20 protein-coding genes and 3 pseudogenes are annotated in these 18,155 nt (G+C 72.9%); 16 read left to right on the top strand and 7 right to left on the bottom strand.

What is annotated here, in order from left to right:
* Window positions 1-813: a class I SAM-dependent methyltransferase gene (locus KYY02_RS07775; protein ID WP_371236840.1), complete on the bottom strand. Its 813-nt coding sequence runs from the start codon at window positions 811-813 to the stop codon at window positions 1-3.
* A 366-nt stretch (window positions 814-1,179) separates the two neighbouring features.
* Between KYY02_RS07775 and rpsA the strand changes: the two genes are divergently transcribed.
* The 4 genes from rpsA (at window position 1,180) to KYY02_RS07795 (ending at window position 4,909) form a co-directional block, all read left to right on the top strand.
* Entirely contained in the window at window positions 1,180-2,673 is a 1,494-nt protein-coding gene (gene rpsA, locus KYY02_RS07780; RefSeq protein ID WP_030820778.1) for a 30S ribosomal protein S1, read from the top strand.
* Window positions 2,674-2,896: 223 nt separating this feature from the next.
* Window positions 2,897-3,835 carry a PAC2 family protein gene (locus KYY02_RS07785; RefSeq protein WP_371236807.1) on the top strand — a complete coding sequence of 313 codons (939 nt, stop codon included), beginning with the start codon at window positions 2,897-2,899 and terminating at the stop codon, window positions 3,833-3,835.
* 31 nt (window positions 3,836-3,866) lie between these two features.
* Complete coding sequence (gene coaE, locus KYY02_RS07790; protein WP_371236809.1) at window positions 3,867-4,478, top strand: dephospho-CoA kinase; 612 nt, start codon at window positions 3,867-3,869, stop codon at window positions 4,476-4,478.
* Between the two features lie 50 nt (window positions 4,479-4,528).
* Window positions 4,529-4,909: a tetratricopeptide repeat protein gene (locus KYY02_RS07795; protein WP_030858785.1), complete on the top strand. Its 381-nt coding sequence runs from the start codon at window positions 4,529-4,531 to the stop codon at window positions 4,907-4,909.
* Between the two features lie 10 nt (window positions 4,910-4,919).
* Here KYY02_RS07795 and KYY02_RS07800 read toward each other — a convergent pair whose 3' ends face one another.
* On the bottom strand, window positions 4,920-5,561 hold the full coding sequence (locus tag KYY02_RS07800) for an RNA-binding S4 domain-containing protein (protein ID WP_371236810.1): 642 nt from the start codon (window positions 5,559-5,561) through the stop codon (window positions 4,920-4,922).
* Window positions 5,562-5,635: 74 nt separating this feature from the next.
* Between KYY02_RS07800 and KYY02_RS07805 the strand changes: the two genes are divergently transcribed.
* The 5 genes and pseudogenes from KYY02_RS07805 to KYY02_RS07825 all read left to right on the top strand — a co-directional run.
* A complete protein-coding gene (locus KYY02_RS07805; protein WP_371236812.1) occupies window positions 5,636-6,352 on the top strand; it encodes a uracil-DNA glycosylase in 717 nt (238 codons plus the stop codon).
* Between the two features lie 54 nt (window positions 6,353-6,406).
* Window positions 6,407-6,514 (top strand): annotated as a pseudogene (locus KYY02_RS07810) (prolyl aminopeptidase); the annotation flags it as partial.
* A 200-nt stretch (window positions 6,515-6,714) separates the two neighbouring features.
* Window positions 6,715-7,548: an MIP/aquaporin family protein gene (locus tag KYY02_RS07815; protein WP_371236841.1), complete on the top strand. Its 834-nt coding sequence runs from the start codon at window positions 6,715-6,717 to the stop codon at window positions 7,546-7,548.
* A 21-nt stretch (window positions 7,549-7,569) separates the two neighbouring features.
* Window positions 7,570-9,087, top strand: a complete 1,518-nt coding sequence (glpK, locus tag KYY02_RS07820) for a glycerol kinase GlpK (RefSeq protein ID WP_371236813.1) — start codon at window positions 7,570-7,572, stop codon at window positions 9,085-9,087.
* Window positions 9,088-9,193: 106 nt separating this feature from the next.
* Window positions 9,194-9,440 (top strand): annotated as a pseudogene (locus KYY02_RS07825) (aldehyde dehydrogenase); the annotation flags it as partial.
* Between the two features lie 12 nt (window positions 9,441-9,452).
* On the opposite strand, the gene KYY02_RS07830 reads toward KYY02_RS07825, so the two are convergent.
* Both KYY02_RS07830 and KYY02_RS07835 read right to left on the bottom strand, forming a co-directional pair.
* The gene (locus tag KYY02_RS07830) at window positions 9,453-9,917 is read right to left on the bottom strand and encodes a GNAT family N-acetyltransferase (RefSeq protein WP_371236815.1); all 465 of its coding nucleotides are present in this window, start codon (window positions 9,915-9,917) and stop codon (window positions 9,453-9,455) included.
* The gene (locus KYY02_RS07835) at window positions 9,914-10,327 is read right to left on the bottom strand and encodes a RidA family protein (RefSeq protein WP_371236816.1); all 414 of its coding nucleotides are present in this window, start codon (window positions 10,325-10,327) and stop codon (window positions 9,914-9,916) included. Before KYY02_RS07835 ends, KYY02_RS07830 begins: the two co-directional genes overlap by 4 nt.
* 153 nt (window positions 10,328-10,480) lie before the next feature.
* On the opposite strand from KYY02_RS07835, the gene KYY02_RS07840 reads away from it, so the two are divergent.
* Complete coding sequence (locus KYY02_RS07840) at window positions 10,481-11,215, top strand: nucleotidyltransferase family protein (protein WP_371236818.1); 735 nt, start codon at window positions 10,481-10,483, stop codon at window positions 11,213-11,215.
* A 12-nt stretch (window positions 11,216-11,227) separates the two neighbouring features.
* Here KYY02_RS07840 and KYY02_RS07845 read toward each other — a convergent pair whose 3' ends face one another.
* Both KYY02_RS07845 and KYY02_RS07850 read right to left on the bottom strand, forming a co-directional pair.
* Entirely contained in the window at window positions 11,228-12,196 is a 969-nt protein-coding gene (locus tag KYY02_RS07845; protein WP_371236820.1) for an expansin EXLX1 family cellulose-binding protein, read from the bottom strand.
* 167 nt (window positions 12,197-12,363) lie between these two features.
* Window positions 12,364-12,978: pseudogene (locus KYY02_RS07850) on the bottom strand (ATP-binding protein); the annotation flags it as partial.
* Between KYY02_RS07850 and KYY02_RS07855 the strand changes: the two are divergent.
* The 6 genes from KYY02_RS07855 (at window position 12,923) to KYY02_RS07880 (ending at window position 17,483) form a co-directional block, all read left to right on the top strand.
* Window positions 12,923-13,762 carry a helix-turn-helix domain-containing protein gene (locus KYY02_RS07855; RefSeq protein ID WP_371236821.1) on the top strand — a complete coding sequence of 280 codons (840 nt, stop codon included), beginning with the start codon at window positions 12,923-12,925 and terminating at the stop codon, window positions 13,760-13,762. The pseudogene KYY02_RS07850 and the gene KYY02_RS07855 sit on opposite strands and share 56 nt — an antisense overlap.
* Window positions 13,759-13,956 carry a DUF397 domain-containing protein gene (locus KYY02_RS07860; protein WP_371236822.1) on the top strand — a complete coding sequence of 66 codons (198 nt, stop codon included), beginning with the start codon at window positions 13,759-13,761 and terminating at the stop codon, window positions 13,954-13,956. The genes KYY02_RS07855 and KYY02_RS07860 overlap by 4 nt, the downstream gene beginning before the upstream one ends.
* A 134-nt stretch (window positions 13,957-14,090) precedes the next feature.
* On the top strand, window positions 14,091-14,585 hold the full coding sequence (locus tag KYY02_RS07865) for a MarR family winged helix-turn-helix transcriptional regulator (RefSeq protein ID WP_371236824.1): 495 nt from the start codon (window positions 14,091-14,093) through the stop codon (window positions 14,583-14,585).
* On the top strand, window positions 14,582-15,025 hold the full coding sequence (locus KYY02_RS07870; RefSeq protein WP_371236825.1) for a winged helix DNA-binding protein: 444 nt from the start codon (window positions 14,582-14,584) through the stop codon (window positions 15,023-15,025). Before KYY02_RS07865 ends, KYY02_RS07870 begins: the two co-directional genes overlap by 4 nt.
* A gap of 226 nt (window positions 15,026-15,251) precedes the next feature.
* On the top strand, window positions 15,252-17,165 hold the full coding sequence (locus KYY02_RS07875) for an FUSC family protein (protein WP_371236827.1): 1,914 nt from the start codon (window positions 15,252-15,254) through the stop codon (window positions 17,163-17,165).
* Between the two features lie 132 nt (window positions 17,166-17,297).
* Complete coding sequence (locus KYY02_RS07880) at window positions 17,298-17,483, top strand: DUF8839 family protein (protein ID WP_371236828.1); 186 nt, start codon at window positions 17,298-17,300, stop codon at window positions 17,481-17,483.
* 20 nt (window positions 17,484-17,503) lie between these two features.
* Here the strand turns inward: KYY02_RS07880 and KYY02_RS07885 are convergent.
* On the bottom strand, window positions 17,504-18,155 hold a 652-nt coding region (locus tag KYY02_RS07885), incomplete at its 5' end, for an ATP-binding cassette domain-containing protein (protein ID WP_371236829.1).

The raw sequence follows: 18,155 nt of genomic DNA on the forward strand, positions 1-18,155 counted from the left end.
TCAGTCCCGTACGCACACGAGGATCGCCGTCCCCGGGATCAGGTTCCCGCGCAGCGGCGACCAGCCGCCCCACTCGGAGGTGTTCCAGGCCGGCCACTCCGGCTCCACCAGGTCCACCAGCCGGAACCCCGAGGCCACGACGTCACGGACGCGGTCCCCGAGCGTCCTGTGGTGCTCCACGTACACCGCGCGGCCCTCCTCGTCCTGCTCGACGTAGGGAGTGCGGTCGAAGTACGACGCGGACACGCTCAGCCCCTCGGGGCCCGGCTCGTCCGGGAACGCCCAGCGGATCGGGTGCGTGACCGAGAAGACCAGTCGGCCGCCCGGCCGCAGCACCCGCCGTACCTCGCGCAGCACCAGCCGTGGATCGGCGACGAAGGGCAGCGCCCCGTACGCCGAGCAGGCCAGGTCGAAGGAGCCGTCCGCGAACGGCAGCGCGCCCGCGTCGGCGCACACCAGCGGGACCGGCCCGCCGATCCGCAGCGCGTGCTGCAACTGCCGGTGCGAGATGTCCAGCGCCACCGGCCGGGCCCCCTGCGCGGCCAGCCAGCGCGAGCACTGCGCCGCACCGGCGCCCAGCTCCAGGACGTCCCGCCCCTTCAGCTCCTCCGGCGGACCGAGCAGCTCGGCCTCCACCTCGTCCAGGCCCTCGGGCCCCCACACGAAGCGGTCGTCGCCGAGGAACGTGCCGTGCTCGGTCTGGTACTCGTCCGCGTTGCGGTCCCACCATCCCCGGTTGGCTCGGGAGCTCTCCGCGACACCGGCCTGCCGCCGGGTCGCCTCCGGTTCGGGCGCTTCGGGCTCTTGGATGATGGGCTCCCTCGTCGTACTCTTCCGTCCAGCCGGACCCCGGCGTGTCGCCGAGGGGTGTTCCTGGCCCCCGCGTGGCCCCGGATGTCGGGGACTGTGCCGGTCGTGCGGCGGTCCGCCCCGGGTGGGCGGCTTCGCACATTGACCCTGCCCGGCTGCCCCCGTATGCTACAAGTTGCGCTGCGAGCTTGCGCACCTCAGACGTAGCAGGCTGCGCTCGCATCTGTATGTATGTCCCCTCGGTTCTTGAGGCGCCGCCGTCGGCAGACGGTGGGGTGCTTCCTTGGCTGTCCGGCTTCTGCAGAGCGAAACGGGCTCCGGCGTAGCAGTACCTACGACTTCAATGTCCGTACCGGAGCCCTTTCCCACATGACGAGCAGCACCGAGACCACCGCCACCACCCCGCAGGTAGCGGTCAACGACATCGGTAACGAGGAAGCCTTCCTCGCCGCGATCGACGAGACGATCAAGTACTTCAACGACGGCGACATCGTCGACGGCGTCATCGTGAAGGTCGACCGGGACGAGGTCCTGCTCGACATCGGTTACAAGACCGAAGGCGTCATCCCGAGCCGCGAGCTCTCGATCAAGCACGACGTCGACCCCAACGAGGTCGTCGCCGTCGGTGACGAGATCGAAGCCCTCGTTCTCCAGAAGGAGGACAAGGAAGGCCGCCTGATCCTCTCGAAGAAGCGCGCCCAGTACGAGCGTGCCTGGGGCACCATCGAGAAGATCAAGGAAGAGGACGGGATCGTCACCGGTACCGTCATCGAGGTCGTCAAGGGTGGTCTCATCCTCGACATCGGCCTCCGTGGCTTCCTCCCGGCCTCCCTGGTCGAGATGCGCCGCGTCCGCGACCTCCAGCCCTACGTGGGCAAGGAGCTCGAGGCCAAGATCATCGAGCTGGACAAGAACCGCAACAACGTGGTCCTGTCCCGCCGTGCCTGGCTGGAGCAGACCCAGTCCGAGGTCCGCCAGACGTTCCTCACCACCCTCCAGAAGGGTCAGGTCCGTTCCGGCGTCGTCTCCTCGATCGTCAACTTCGGCGCCTTCGTGGACCTGGGTGGCGTCGACGGTCTGGTCCACGTCTCCGAGCTGTCCTGGAAGCACATCGACCACCCCTCCGAGGTCGTCGAGGTCGGCCAGGAGGTCACCGTCGAGGTCCTCGACGTCGACATGGACCGCGAGCGCGTCTCCCTGTCGCTGAAGGCGACGCAGGAAGACCCGTGGCAGCAGTTCGCCCGCACCCACCAGATCGGCCAGGTCGTGCCCGGCAAGGTCACGAAGCTGGTTCCGTTCGGTGCGTTCGTCCGCGTGGACGAGGGCATCGAGGGTCTGGTCCACATCTCCGAGCTGGCCGAGCGCCACGTGGAGATCCCGGAGCAGGTCGTCCAGGTCAACGACGAGATCTTCGTCAAGGTCATCGACATCGACCTCGAGCGCCGTCGCATCAGCCTCTCGCTGAAGCAGGCCAACGAGGCCTTCGGCGCCGACCCGTCGGCGGTCGAGTTCGACCCGACCCTGTACGGCATGGCCGCGTCCTACGACGACCAGGGCAACTACATCTACCCGGAGGGCTTCGACCCCGAGACCAACGACTGGCTCGAGGGTTACGAGGCCCAGCGCGAGGCGTGGGAGACCCAGTACGCCGAGGCGCAGCAGCGCTTCGAGCAGCACCAGGCGCAGGTCATCAAGTCCCGCGAGGCGGACGAGAAGGCCGCTGCCGAGGGTGGCGAGGACGTCGCTCCGGCCGCGTCCGGCGGCGGTTCGTACTCCTCCGAGGGCGGCGACCAGTCCGGTGCGCTGGCTTCGGACGAGGCGCTGGCCGCGCTGCGGGAGAAGCTGGCGGGCGGGCAGAGCTGAACGCTCTCCGCTGACGCCTAGCCGTTGACTGAGGGGCCGTACCTTTCGAGGTACGGCCCCTCAGTGCTGCGTTCCGGAGGGAGGCACGGGCGGCCGGGGGTTTCGCGCCCACGCGGCGCAGCCGCATGCCGGTACCGTCCTGCGCCCCGGAGCCGTCCCCACCGGGGAATGTCAGTGGCGCGTGCCACGTTGTGCAGTACGAACACGAGGAGGAGCGGTCACTGTGCTTGATCCGCAGGGTTTGTACGCATGGGAGCCGAAGGGGCTCGGCGTCGTCGACATGGCGCTGGCCCAGGAGTCGGCCGGACTTGTCATGCTCTACCACTTCGACGGATACATCGACGCGGGGGAGACCGGGGACCAGATCGTCGACCGGCTGCTCGACTCGCTGCCCCACCAGGTCGTCGCCCGGTTCGACCACGACCGGCTCGTCGACTACCGCGCCAGGCGCCCGCTGCTGACCTTCACCCGCGACCGGTGGAGCGACTACGAGGTGCCCGCCCTGGAGGTGCGCCTCGTCCAGGACGCCACGGGAGCGCCCTTCCTGCTGCTCTCCGGGCCCGAGCCGGACGTGGAGTGGGAGCGCTTCGCCGCCGCCGTCCAGCAGATCGTGGAGCGGCTCGGCGTACGCCTGTCGGTGAACTTCCACGGCATCCCCATGGGCGTCCCGCACACCCGGCCCGTCGGCGTCACCCCGCACGGCAACCGCGCCGACCTCGTCCCCGCGGCCGGCAGCGTCTTCGACGAGGCGCAGGTGCCCGGCAGCGCCGAGGCGCTCGTCGAGTACCGGCTCATGCAGGCCGGGCACGACGTCCTGGGCGTCGCCGCGCACGTGCCGCACTACATCGCCCGCTCCCCGTACCCGGACGCGGCACTGACCGCCCTGGAGACCATCACGGCCGCCACGGGACTGGTGCTGCCCGGCGTCGCGCACGCGCTGCGCACCGACGCCCACCGCACCCAGACCGAGATCGACCGCCAGATCCGGGAGGGCGACGAGGAACTGACCGCCCTCGTCCAGGGCCTGGAGCACCAGTACGACGCCGCCGCGGGCGCGGAGACCCGGGGCAACATGCTCGCCGAGCCGGTGGAGATCCCGTCGGCGGACGAGATCGGCCTCGAGTTCGAACGCTTCCTGGCGGAGCGGGAGGGTGACAACTGACGGCCCCCCGCCACCCCCTAGGCTGCCCCTCATGCTGAAAGTGGGCCTGACCGGCGGGATCGGCGCCGGCAAGAGCGAGGTGTCGCGGCTGCTCGTCGAGTGCGGGGCCGTGCTGATCGACGCGGACCGCATCGCGCGCGAGGTCGTGGAACCGGGAACGCCCGGCCTGGCGGCGGTCGTGGACGCGTTCGGCGCGGAGATCCTCACCGCGGACGGCAGGCTCGACCGGCCCAGGCTGGGGTCCATCGTCTTCGCCGACCCGGAGAGACTGGCCGTCCTCAACTCGATCGTCCACCCCTTGGTGGGCGCCCGCTCCCGTGAGCTGGAGGAGGCCGCCGACGAGGACGCCGTCGTGATCCACGACGTCCCCCTCCTCACGGAGAACGGCCTGGCCCCCCTCTACGACCTCGTGATCGTCGTCGACGCGAGTGCCGGGACCCAGCTCGACCGGCTCGTGGGCCGACGCGGCATGACGGAGCAGGACGCACGCGCGCGGATGGCCGCCCAGGCGACCCGCCGGCAGCGCCGGGAGATCGCCGACATCGTCATCGACAACGACGTCCCCCTGGACGAGCTGGAGCAGCGCGTCCGGGACGTGTGGTCCGAGCTCGTCCACCGGGCGCGGTCCACCCGCGCGGAATAGCGGGTGCCGGGCGGGGCGTTGAACCCGTTCAGCGAGGGAAGGATTCCGCCGTGCCCGAGACCAGCGGTTCGACCGGACGTACGCCGGAAACGCATGTCATCGACTTCCGTGCCGCCGAGCACCTGCTCGCCTCCCGGGACCCGAGGGGTGCGGTGAAGCTGCTCGACGGTGTCATAGACGTCCACCCGGAGAACACCGCCGCGCGGCTGCTGCGCGCCCGCGCCTTCTTCGCGGCGGCCCAGCTGCGCCCCGCCGAGCTGGAGTTCTCCCTCGTCCTGGAGCGCGAGCCGGACAACGCCTTCGCCCACTTCGCCCTGGCCCGCACCTACCAGCGGCAGGGCCGCCCGCACCCGGCCAAGCGCCACTTCCGGCTGGCGGCGGCGCTGGACCCGAACCCGGAGTACCTGAAGGCGGCCCGCTTCGACGAGTGACGGCCCGCGCTCACGGCCGGGCCGCACCCCCGGCCCCCTTGTCCCGGCCCCTGCGTCCACCACCGGCTGTTCCGCGTCCGGCGGGCGCGCCGCGCCGGCCGGCTCCACCGGACGCCGCGCCCGGGTCGCCGCCGCCCGGCCCGCCCGGTCCCGCGTGCCCACCGAACGGGCCGGGCCCGCCCGGTCCCGCGTGCCCACCGAACGGGCCGGGCCCGCCCAGCCCCCGCAGCCGTTCCATCTCCCGCCGGTCGCGCTTGGTCGGGCGGCCCGTGCCGCGGTCGCGGATGCCGGCCGGGGCGACCGCCTCACGGGGCGGGGGAGGCGGGGAGTTGTCGATGTAGCACTGGACCGCCACCGGAGCGCCGACCCGCTTGCGGATCAGCCGCTTGACGACGACGACCCGCTCCCGGGTCTCCGCCCGCAGCCGCACCTCGTCGCCGACACGGAGGGAGTGCGAGGGCTTCACGCGCTCGCCGTTCACCCGGACGTGCCCGCCCTTGCAGGCGGCGGAGCCGAGCGAGCGCGTCTTGACCAGCCGCACCGACCAGATCCAGCTGTCGATCCGTACGGACTCGCCGCTGCCCGGACCGGCCGCCTCGGCGGCGGCCACGGCGGCGGCGACCCCGGGGTCCTCGGCACTCTCAGAAGCCATGGTTCCGACCTTAACGCCCGGGCCCGGCCGGCGGTGCGGGGTTTTTGCCCGCCCCGAACACCTACCGTGGAGCCATGGACCCCCATGCCCTCGACCGGCTCGACCGGCGCATCGCCGGCTGCCGCGCCTGCCCCCGGCTGGTCGACTGGCGTGAGGAGGTCGCCCGTACCAGAAGGGCCGCGTTCGCGGACTGGACGTACTGGGGCAGGCCGGTGCCCGGATTCGGGCCGGCGGACGCCCGGCTGCTGGTCGTCGGCCTGGCGCCCGCCGCCCACGGCGGCAACCGCACCGGCCGCATGTTCACCGGGGACCGTTCCGGGGACGTGCTGTACCGGGCGCTGTACGACGTGGGGCTCGCCTCGCAGCCGGGCTCCACGCACGCCGGGGACGGTCTGGCGCTGTACGGCGTGCGCGTCACCTCGCCCGTGCACTGCGCCCCGCCCGCCAACAAGCCCACCCCCGAGGAGCGGGACACCTGCCGGCCCTGGCTGGTGCGGGAACTGCGCCTGCTGCGGCCGACGGTACGGGCCGCGCTCGTCCTCGGGGCCTTCGGCTGGCAGGCCGCGCTGCCCGCGTTCGCCGAGGCCGGCTGGACCGTGCCCCGGCCCCGGCCCGCCTTCGCGCACGGTGCCCGCGTCACCCTGGACGCCCCCGACGGGCCCGCCCTCCACCTCCTCGGCTGCTTCCACGTCAGCCAGCGCAACACCTTCACCGGCCGGCTCACCCCCGAGATGCTCCGCGACGTGCTGCGCACGGCCGCCGGGGCGGCGGGCCTGCCCGTGCGGAAATGAGACGAGCCGCCCCGCCGACGGCACCACCGTGTCCCGACGGCCGGATGTCCGGAGATCGAACCGTACGACCGCGGCGTGCTCGACGTCGGTGACGGCGACCGCGTTCACCGGGAGACCGGCGGCGACCCGCGGGGCAGGCCCGCGGTGGTGCTGGCCGACGGAGCGGCGGTACGCGCGCCGCGGCGCGCGAACGCCGCCACCCTTGCTCCGGAGGAGGGAAATCCGGCTCTCCACAGGCATGATCCGCACGGTGGACATACGCTTCCGACGGAGGGAGGGGACCGCGGAATTCCAGCCGAGGAGGTCCGGTGGCCGAACGCATCGCGAAACGACGAGGCTATCGAGAAGGCGTTCTCGGTGAGATGCTCGCCGAATTCCTGGGCACCTTCGTCCTGATCCTGCTGGGTGTCGGGTCCGTGGCGGTGGCCGTCGTGGGGCTGCCCGGCTCGGGCCGGCAGGCGGTGGATTTCGGACCCGCCAACTGGCTCGTCATCACCTGGGCGTGGGGGTTCGCCGTGGCGTTCGGCGTCTATGTGGCCGGCGGTGTCAGCGGCGCCCACCTCAATCCCGCGGTGACCCTGGCCTTCGCCGTGCGACGGGACTTCCCCTGGCGGAAGGTCCTGCCCTACTGGTTGGCGCAGGTCCTGGGGGCCTTCGTCGCCGCCGCGCTCGTCTACGCCTGCTACCGGTGGGCGATCGACGCGGCCAACGCCCGGGAGGGGATCGCCCGGGAGGAATCGCTGGGCACCTACTCCATCTTCGCCACGTTCCCCGCCGAATACTTCGGGGACTCCTGGTGGGGCCCCCTGCTCGACCAGATCGTCGGCACCGGGATCCTGCTGCTGCTGATCTGCGCGCTCATCGACACCCGCAACACGGCTCCGGCGGCGAACCTCCACCCGTTCGTCATCGGTCTGGTGGTCGTCGTCATCGGTATGGCCTTCGGCACCAACGCCGGATACGCGATCAATCCCGCGCGCGACTTCGGCCCCCGGCTGTTCACCTTCTTCGAGGGCTGGGGGGCGATCGCGCTGCCCGGGTCGTTCGAATGGTTCAGCGGCTACTGGTGGATTCCCGTCGTCGGCCCGCTCATCGGCGGCGTCCTCGGGATGCTCGTGTACGACCTGTTCATCGGCCCGGTACTCAGGGCGAGGACGGAGAAGGCCGAAGAAGGCCCGGCCACCGAAGAACCCTAGGCGGACCAGGAGGTGGCAGCGATGCCCGAATTCGTCGGCGCCGTGGACCAGGGGACCACCAGCACCCGTTTCATGGTCTTCGACCACTCCGGCAACGAGGTGGCCAAGCACCAGCTCGAACACCAGCAGATCCTCCCGCGGTCGGGATGGGTCGAGCACGACCCGGTCGAGATCTGGGAGCGCACCAACACGGTGATCCAGAACTGCCTCCGTGACGGAGGGCTGTCGGCCGGCGACCTGGCGGCCATCGGCATCACCAACCAGCGCGAGACGACCGTGGTCTGGGACCCGCGCACCGGCCGCCCCTACTACAACGCCATCGTCTGGCAGGACACCCGCACCGACAGCGTGGCCGCCGCCCTGGAACGCGACGGCCACGGCGACGTCATCCGCCGCAGGGCCGGTCTGCCGCCGGCCACCTACTTCTCCGGCGGCAAGATCAAGTGGTTGCTGGAGAACGTGGACGGACTGCGCGAGGCCGCCGAGGCGGGCCACGCCCTGTTCGGCAACACCGACGCCTGGGTGCTGTGGAACCTCACCGGAGGCCCGAACGGCGGGGTGCACGCCACCGACGTGACCAACGCCAGCCGCACCATGCTGATGAACCTGGAGACCCTCGACTGGGACGACGAGCTCCTGGACGTCTTCGGCATCCCCCGTGCGATGCTGCCGGCCGTCCACCCCTCGTCCGACCGCGAGGCGTACGGCACGGCCCGCACCTCCCGGCCGCTGGGCGCCGCCGTCCCGATCACCGGCGTACTCGGCGACCAGCACGCGGCGACCGTCGGCCAGGTCTGCTTCTCGCCCGGCGAGGCCAAGAACACCTACGGCACCGGCAACTTCCTGGTCCTCAACACCGGCACCGAACCGGTGCGCTCGGAGCACGGGCTGCTCACGACGGTGGCGTACCAGTTCGCGGGCAGCCCCGCGGTGTACGCGCTGGAGGGTTCCATCGCCGTCACCGGCGCCGCCGTGCAGTGGCTGCGCGACCAGCTGAAGATCATCAGGAGCGCCCCGGAGAGCGAGCAGCTGGCCCGCCAGGTGGAGGACAACGGCGGGATGTTCTTCGTCCCGGCCTTCTCCGGCCTCTTCGCCCCGTACTGGCGCTCCGACGCCCGGGGAGCCATGGTCGGACTGGCCCGCTACAACACCGGCGCGCACATCGCGCGGGCCACGCTGGAGGCCATCTGCTACCAGAGCCGTGACGTGGTCGAGGCCATGGAGCAGGACTCGGGCGTCCACCTGGACGTGCTCAAGGTCGACGGCGGCGTCACCGCGAACGACCTGTGCATGCAGATCCAGGCCGACGTCCTGGGCGTCCCGGTGAGCCGTCCCGTGGTCGCCGAGACCACCGCGCTGGGCGCCGCCTACGCCGCCGGGCTCGCCGTCGGCTTCTGGCGCGACACCGACGAGCTGCGCTCCCACTGGCAGGAGTCGAAACGCTGGGACCCGCAGTGGAGCGAGGAACGGCGCCAAAGCGGCTACCGGGACTGGAAGCGCGCCGTGGAACGCACCCTGGACTGGGCCAGGATCATCTGAGGCGCGCCCCGTGCCCGTACGTCAGCGGTCGGCGATGTCCTCGCGGAGGCCGTCGGAGAACTTCCACCACGACAACGCGAGCCAGTCACCGTTGACGAAGGCGCCGACGGACGAGCAGGCCCAGCAGGGCATGCTCCCCGTCGCGATCGGCGAGCTCTTCGAGAAGGGCCTGCGGGTGGGGACGGGGCAGTGCAACGCGAAGCGCTGCAACCGGCGGCTGCGCGACATGATCACCGAGGGCAGGGCGAAGCCCGGCTTCGTGGTCTCCCACGAACTCCCCCTGGACAGGCGGCGTCGGCCTACGACAAGTCCGACAAGCGAATCGAGGGCTGCACCAAGTCGTACTGCACCCGTGGCCCGGCCGTCTACGGCCGCCACACGTACCGCACGTCCGGCTCCCGCTCCTCGTTGCCGGAACCGTCCGTCCGCTCCACGGCCGTGAAGCCGTGCCGCTCGTAGAAGCGGTGCGCGGGCGCGTTGACCTGGAAGGTCCACAGGGAGAGCCCTTCGGGGACGCGTTCCTTGGCCAGCGCGACGAACCGGTCACCGATCCCGCGCCCGCGCCACTCGGGGGCGAGGTACAGCTGGTCCAGCTCCTCGCCCTCCAGCACCATCACGCCGACCACGTCCCCGTCCGCCGCCCGGGCGACCCACGTCTCCCGCGCCGGTACGAGCACATGCCGGAAGTGGCCCCGCACCTCGTCGTCGGACCGCGGCCGGACCACGCCGGGCAGCGCGGCGGCGAAGGACCGCAGCCAGACACCGGCCGCGGCCTCGGCGTCGGAGGGCAGCGCCCGGCGCAGGCGCACCGTCCGGTCGCCGGCCGTCATGAGCCGGCACCGTCCGGCACGGCCGCCGTCGCGGTGATCTCCACGAGCTGCCCGGGGTAGCCGAGACACGCCACGCCGACGAGGGTCGACGAGTGCGGGCCCGCGCTCAGTCCGGACGCCTCGACCACGTCCCACACGGCGGAGAGCACCGCGGGCTCACCGCTCACCACGTATACATCCGTCGCGACGACGTGGCCCGGGCCGGAGCCCACCGCCCGCAACTGCTCCTCCAGGTTGACGATCACCTGCCGGGCCTGACGCACCGGATCCCCTTCGCCCACGAGCCCGCCGTCGGCGTCCAGCGGGACCGACCCGGCGAGGAAGGCCAGGCGGGTACCCGCCTCGACGACGGAGGCGTGCGAGTAGGCGGGCGGCGGGAAGAGCGTGGGGACGGTGACGCGGCGGATCACGTGCACTCCGATCTGAGGGGGGGGCGAACGACTCCCCGATCCTGCCGCGAGGCGGCGACCCACCGCACCCGTATTTCGTTCGCCCGCCCCTCGGCCGGTCCCGTAGCCTGTCCGACGGCCTCCGCACCCCTCTGATCGCCAGGAGCCGCGCCCGTGCCGTCCGCCCTTTCCGGCCAGGCGTTCCTCGACCGCGTCGCCGACCGGCTCGCCGCACTCCCCGGCGTCCGCGCCGTCGCCCTCGGCGGATCGCGTGCCCAGGGCACCCAGCGGCCCGACAGCGACTGGGACACGGCGGTCTACTACCGGGGTCCCTTCGACCCGGCGGACCTGCGCGCGGTCGGCTGGGAGGGCGAGGTCTCCGAGATCGGCGGCTGGGGCGGCGGCGTCTTCGACGGCGGTGCCTGGCTGACCGTCGAGGGGCGCCGGGTCGACGTCCACTACCGTGACCTCGATGTCGTCGAGCACGAACTGGCGGAGGCGCAGGAAGGCCGCTTCCGCGTCGAGCCGCTGATGTTCCACCTGGCCGGCATCCCGACGTACCTGCTGGCAGCCGAACTCGCGGTCAACAAGGTGCTGCGCGGCGAACTGCCCCGCCCCGCCGCCTATCCGCGGGCCCTGCGCGAGTCCGCCCCGCCCCGCTGGTACGGCACGGCCACCGCCACCCTCGCCCACGCGAAGGCCGGTCACGTGCCGAAGGGGGCCGTCACCCAGGTCGCGGGGGCGATCGCCGTCGCCGCGATCCACACCGCGCACGCGGTGGTGGCGGCGCGCGGGGAGTGGGTCACCAACGAGAAGGGGCTGCTCCACCGCGCGGGACTCCGGGGTGTGGACGACATCGTCGCCGCCGTCGCCGACGCGGAGACCCTGTTCGCGGAGTCGGTGCGCTGACGCGGCGCCGTGTCAGCGCCGGGCGAACTGGACCCGGGTCGACTGGACGGCGTCCGGGCGTACGGCGATGCCGTCGACGGTCAGTTGCTGGCCGTAGATGTCGGTGAGCCTCAACGCGCCGCCGCAGCCGGTGCCGTCGGGGGAGAGGAAGTAGTTGTACTCGGTGCGGGTCAGCCGCTGCCACCCGGAGCCGGTGGCGACCTCGAGCCGGGCGAGCGGGTTGCGGTGGCCCATCGCCTGGATGCCGCACCAGTGGCTGCTGGAGCCGGTCTTGTAGCGGATCGAGAGGGTCTCGGACGTGCCGGGGCTGAGCAGGCTCCACGTGACCGCGATCCTCCCGGCGGAGAGACCGGCGAGTTCGGCGAAGGCCTCCCTGCTCAGGTCGAGCTGTCCGGGGGCGCAGGGCGCGGGGCACTCGTTGGTGATCCGGACCGTCACGGAGGCGCCACCGGCCGCGCGGACCAGGACGTACGCCCCGCAGGCCTTGGACGTCTCGTAGTCGGTGGTGTTCATCGCCGCGGTCATGCGGTCGGCGCTCGGACCGTACAGGCAGGCGCCGTCGCCGTCCCCGGCGTCGTAGTGGGTGGCGACTCCGCTGTAGGTGATCCCGGGTGCGATGCGCCCCGCCAGGGGTGCCCCGCCGGAGGCCGGGCGCGGGACGGTCGTGGGGGTGGCGCTGCTGGGAGGCCGGACCGGCGTCGTCGTGGAGGGCTTCGGGGCGGCCGGGGACGCGGTGGACGACTGCGCCTCCGGTGTCCCCCCGGTCGCGGTGGGCGAGGCGTTCGGCCGGGCGGCGTCGGCACCGGCGGCGGACGTGACCTTGGTCGTGGCCGTGGCCGTGGTCCGCACTGTGTCGGATCCGCCGTCGCGGGTGAGCGCGACGACCAGCGAGACGAGGAGGCCGACGGCGGCCACGGCGACGGCCGGGGCCGACAGGCCGCGCCGCTTGCCGCGCGGACGGCGGTGGGAGGGGGATGCCACGGATGAGTCCTTACGTGGTGCGGGAGAGAACACACGTTTCCGACCTGGTGGTCGTCACCGCCGCCGGAAAGGTTGCCGGGCTTGCAACGGCGGGGCGCCGGCAGGAGCTCCGCCCATACGGTCCTGCCGGGGCCGGCGGGGCGGGGCAGGACGCCCCGGTCGTCGGCGAGGGCCTTCACCAGGAGCGGGCCCCGGCCCGACTCGCCGTCCGGGGCGGGTGCTCCGGCGACCGGCCGGTTCTCCGTGCGGGTGTCCGTCACCTCGACGCGCAGGGTGCCGTCCTCGGTCTCGGTGAGGCGGAGGCGGAAGTCGAGGCCCGGTACGTGTCCGTGCCGGACCGCGTTCGCGGTGAGCTCGGCGGCGATCAGCGTGGCCGTCTCGTTCGCCGGTGAGGCGTACGGGCGGCCCCGCGCGTGCAGGCGGTGCGAGACCGGCCGGCGAGCGAGGCGGGCGCCGCGCGGGGGCGAGGTGAACCGCATCGCGAACGTGCGGGCCGGTCGGGGCGTACGCCTTTGCGGGGAAGTCGGTGACTTCATGGCGTCAACGGTCGCGAACCGTGCGTAGCGTTGAACAGGCGTGACGCGCTGACCGGCGGTGGCTGTACGCCGACGGCGCGAGGCTTGTACACGGGGTGAGCCGTGACGGGGCCCCGGCGAGGCGGGTTGGCCGCGTATGCGACGGCTGAGCGGGGTGTTCGGCGGTGGGTGCGTACGGGAGGTGCCGGGCGTGGAGGAACAGCGGCAGCAGGTGGACGGCCAGGAGCAGGAGGCGAGCGCGGGCATCCTGCACGTCTTCGGACGGCAGTTGAAGCTGTGCAGGGAGCGGGCGGGGCTGGACCGGGCGGAGTTGGGGAGCAGGGTGGGGTACTCCGCGTCGACGATCGCCTCGTTCGAGCAGGGGAGGCGGATCCCGCCGCCCAAGTTCATCGACAGCGCGGATGAACTGCTGGGTGCGGGCGGGTTGTTGAAGGCGGGGAAGGAGGAGGTGGCCCGGGCGCAGTATCCGGCGTTCTTCCGGGATGCGGCGCGGTTGGAGGGGGAAGCGGTCGAGATCCACCTGTACGACACCCACCTGGTCAACGGCTTGTTGCAGACGGAGGAGTACGCGCGAGCGGTGTTCGCCATGTGGCAGCCGCTTTTGGACGAGGCGATCATTGAGGAGCGTGTTACCGCGCGACTGGCACGGCAGGAAATTTTTACCAGGCGCCCCGCACCTCATCTCGGCTTCGTGATCGAGGAGAGTGTCCTGGTCCGTCCGATTGGCGGCAAGGGGGTCTGGCGGGGGCAGTTGGAGCACCTCATGCTGATCGCGGAGAAGCGTAACGTCGTGATTCAGGTGATGCCGCTCGCTCATCAGGAACACGCGGGGCTGGCCGGCCCGTTCACCTTGATGGAGACCCGGGATGAGCGGAGGATCGCCTACACGGAAGTGCAAGGTGACAGCCGTGTCCATACAGAGCGTCAGAAGGTACGAGGTCTTGAGCGCACGTACGGGATCCTGCGTGCGCAGGCCCTCACTCCGACAGACTCGCTCGCGTTGATCGAGAAACTGCTGGGAGAGAGATGAGCGGGGACAAGGCCAGGTTGGCGTGGTTCAAGAGCAGCTACAGCGCTGGCGACGGTGGCCAGTGCGTGGAGGTGGCCGCCGGGAACGACACCTTGTATGTGCGTGACTCGAAGGACAAGGTCGGCCCTGTGGTCGGCCTCGCGCCGGGGGTGTGGGCGGACTTCGTCGGGTTCGCCGCCCGGCACACCGTGTAGAACGAGGAGGGCCCCGGTGCCCCGTGACCGCTGATGCGGTCACGGGGCACCGGCGTGCTCAAGAGGCCGGCCCCGGGGGGGGGGATGCCGGAAGATAGTAGCCATGTACATAATCGCTATGTACGCTATCCGATATGAGCAAGGGTCCACCGGGTCCCACGCCCGGCTTCCTGGTGTGGCGGCTCGCCAACAAGTGGCGCGTCGCGGTCGACCGCGCGGTCGCGCCGCTCGGCCTCACCCACGCGCAGTACTCACTGGTCGCGTCGCTGTACGGCATGCAGCGCGCCGGCGAGCGGCCCAGTCAGCGCCGGCTCGCCGATCACACCGGTCTGGAGGCGCTGTACGTCTCGAAGCTGGCGCGCGCCCTGGAGGCGGCCGGCCTGATCGAGCGCACCCGCGACCCCCGCGACCCGCGCGCCGTGCAGCTCGCCCTCACCGAGCGGGGACGGGCCGTCACGCGGCAGGCCATCGAGGTGGTCCAGGACCTGCTCCAGCAGTTGCTGGAGCCGCTCGGCGGCCTCGACGCCCCGCGGACCCGCGCGTTCACCGACGAGCTGACGACCCTGCTCGACGCACCTCTCGCTTCCTCCGTACCGAACGACGAGAGAACCAAGGGGACACCACCATGACCGCCACCGCGCCCGTCGCCGACACCCGCGCCCTCGGCCTGGCCCACTACGCCGCCCGCGGCGTCCTGGAGCACTTCCTCGCCCGGCACGGCCTCACGTTCCAGCAGCAGATCACCCTGCGCGCCGCCGTCGCCGCCGACACCCCGTGGACGCCGGACGACCTGGTCGCCCGGGTCCGTGACGACCTCAAGGCCGACCCGGCCGACGTCCGCGCCGCCCTCGGCGCACTGCTGGAGCGGCGCCTGCTCGTCGTGGACGGCGCGCACCTGCGCCCCACGGAGGCGGGGCGCGAGCTGACCGCCGCCGTCGGCGCGGAGAGCGCCCCCGTCACCGCCCGCATCTGGGGCGGGATACCCGCCGAGGACCTGGCCGCCGCGGGCCGCGTCCTCGCCCTGGTCACCGAGCGCGCCGACGCGGAACTGGCGGCGCTGACCGCATGACCGCATGACCGCGTGACCGCCCCGGCGCGGCCGCCGGTCCGGCGAACCGGCGGCCGCGCTCGCCGTTCATGCGGCACGCGCCTTCCGTCCGCATCGTCACCTTCCGGAAACACGAGCGTTCGCCTCTCTCCGAGAACGCCGACTACCGTGGAGGGAACGCTTCCGCCTGCCCGGTCACCGTCGCCCGTGAGTTTGTTCCGTTTCCGATGCGACCGACTGGAGCCCCGTGACCCGTGCCGTACCCCCGTGGCTGGCCCACGCGCTGCGCGCCCAGCGTGGACCGGTTCCGTGGAGCGCCGTCGCGCGCGGCGCGCTGGGCGGCGGGCCCCTGCTGCTCGCGGCCGTCCTCGCCGGACGGCCCACGCTCGGGGTCGTCGCCGCCATCGGCGCGATGTTCGCCGGGATCAACGACCGGCCGGGCAGCCGTCGCGCCTCCGTCGGCCGCATCGGCGGGCCCGCGCTCGCCGGGGCGGCCGGGCTGGCCGTCGGCACGTACGCCGGGGACCACGTCTCCGCCGTCCTGCTCACCCTGCTGCTGACCGGGCTCGGCCTGGCCGCCGGCGCGGTCAGCGCGCTCGGGCCGGTCGGGTCCTCCGTCGGGACGCAACTGCTGGTCGGCGCCGCCGTCGGCGCCGGGATGCCGCTGCCCGAACCGGGCTGGCAGCGGGCGCTCGCCTTCCTCGCCGGAGCGGGATGGCTGCTCCTGCTGCGGCTCGCGCTGCCCACGTCCGGCTCGCTCGCCGGGGGCTTCCGGTTCGACGGGGAGCGGAACGCCGTGGCCGGGGTGTACGACGCCGTCGCCGGCCTGCTCGACGCCACCGGGTCGGACACCGCCACCGCACGGCGGGCCGCACTCACCGCCGCGCTCGACCACGCGCAGGACGCCCTCGCGGGGCCCCGGCTGCGACGGTACGCCTCCTCCGCCGCCGAACGCCGGCTGCACGCCCAGTACGCCGCCGCCCTCCCGCTCGCCGAAGCCGCCACCGCGCTCGCCTGGGCCGGGGAGCCCGTACCGGCCCGTGCCGCCGAAGGGCCCCGGCGCCTCGCCGCCGCCGTGCGCGGCAGCGCCCCCACCGGCCCGCTGCCCGCCCCCTCCCGGGCCGTCCCCGCGCTGCGCGCCCTCGACGACGCCCTCCTGCGCGCCGCCGAGGCCTTCGACCGGGGCGACGGCGGTGACCTGCACGGACGCAGGCGCTCCCGGGCCGTGAGGATGCGGACCGTCCTCGGCGCCCGGGGCCGGGAGTACGGGCTGCGGGTCGCCCTCTGCTTCGGGGCGAGCGCCGCCCTCGCCCAGGCCCTGTACCACGCCCGCTGGTACGGGCAGCACGACCACTGGTACTGGCTGCCCGCCACCGCGGTCTTCCTCGTCAAACCCGACCTCGGACCGCTCGCCTCCCGCGTGCTGTCCCGGGCCGCCGGGACCGTCCTCGGGGCGCTGCTGTTCGCCGGGTTCGCCGCCGTACTGCCCCGCCCGGGGGGACTCGTCGCGCTGGTCGCGGTCAGCGGGGCGCTGATCCCCGTCGCCGCCCGTCACTTCGCCGCGCAGACCGCCGTCGTCACCGTGCTCGTCCTCGCCCTGGTGATGGCCGGCGGCGAACCCCAGGCCTCCCTCGCCCGCATCGGCGAGACCCTGCTGGCCTGCGCCGTCGTCCTCGTCGTGGGGCACCTCCCGATGCCGGGACAGCGCGGCGGCGCCGCCATCAGGGCCCGGCTCGCCGAAGCGGCGGGCGCCGCCCAGACGTACCTCGACCACGTGCTCGGCGGGTCCGACGACCGCGCCGGCCGCTGGGCGCTGCGCCGCGAGGCCTACCGCACCCTCGCCGAGGCCCGCGCCGCCATCGCCCTCGCCTCCGCCGAACTCCCCCCGCTCGCCCGGCACGCCGACGGCGCCGACGAGACCGCCGCCGCCCTCGAACTGCTCGTCGACACCGTCACCGCCTGCGCCGTCCACCTCGACGACACCGGCCGCCTCGACCCCCGGCACGTCCGGCGGCTGACCGAGCTCGCGGACCGCGTACGGGCGCGGGGGGACGTCGCGGTCCGGCTCACGGCCGGATTGCGACGCACCACGGGAGCCGACGGCACGAGACCCGGCACGAGCGGTGCGGAGAACGGCACGGAGCGTGGCCGGTTGGTGTGATCGGCCGAGAGTCCGGTCACACTTGGCGGTGAACGGGTGTCGACTACGTCTCAGTACCGTCACCGAGCGAGGCGTTCGCCCCATGGTTGGCGTTTGACTCCTACGAGTACAACGCAGCATGGAGGTGGCAGGGTGAACGGGCGAACGGTGCTCGAACGCTTTCCCGCAGGTGGACCGCGCGGCTCCTGGCCGGCGGAGGAGTTCGCCCACGCACGTCGCCTGGAGGGCCTGTCCGCCGAGGTTGTCATGGACCTCGCGACCGACATGTTCCTGGTGATCGTCCGGGGGGACGTCGGCGGGGGTGACGTCACGGCGTGAGCGGGCGCCGCCCCGGCGGCTCAGCCCGTCCTCGTGGAGGGTGTCCTTCCGGCCGGGGGCGGTGAGGGCGACGCGGTGAACTGCTGCGCCTGGAGCGCGTACAGCTCCGCGTAGAGGCCGCCCGCGGCCAGCAGCTCGTCCGGTGATCCGGACTCCACCAGCTTGCCCTGGTCGAGCACGTGCACCAGGTCCGCATGGCGCACGGACGCCAGCCGGTGCGTGATCAGCACCACCGTCTGGCCGCTGTCCGCCAGGGCCCGGATCCGGTCGAAGACCTCCAGCTCGGCCCGGGCGTCCAGGGCGGCCGTCGGTTCGTCCACGATCAGGATGCGACCGCGCCGGTACGAGGCCCGCGCGATCCCCAGCCGCTGCCACTGGCCCCCGGACAGCTCATGGCCTCCACTGAAGTGCCGGGCCAGCAGGGTGTCCAGGCCGCGCGGCAGGTCCGCGATCACCGTCTCGGCCCCGGCCTCGGCGATCGACGCGGCCAGCCGCTCGTCGCTCACCGGTGCCGACGGCCGCCCCAGGAGGACGTTCACGCGGGCCGTGAACGGCCACCGCTTGAAGTCCTGCGCCACCATCGCGACGCGCTCGGCCAGCAGACGCCGGTCCGCGGCCGCGGCGTCCACGCCGTCCCACAGGATCCGCCCCCGCTCGGGCGTGTACAGCCCG

The sequence above is a fragment of the Streptomyces pimonensis genome (assembly GCF_041380215.1).
GTDB lineage: Bacteria > Actinomycetota > Actinomycetes > Streptomycetales > Streptomycetaceae > Streptomyces > Streptomyces pimonensis.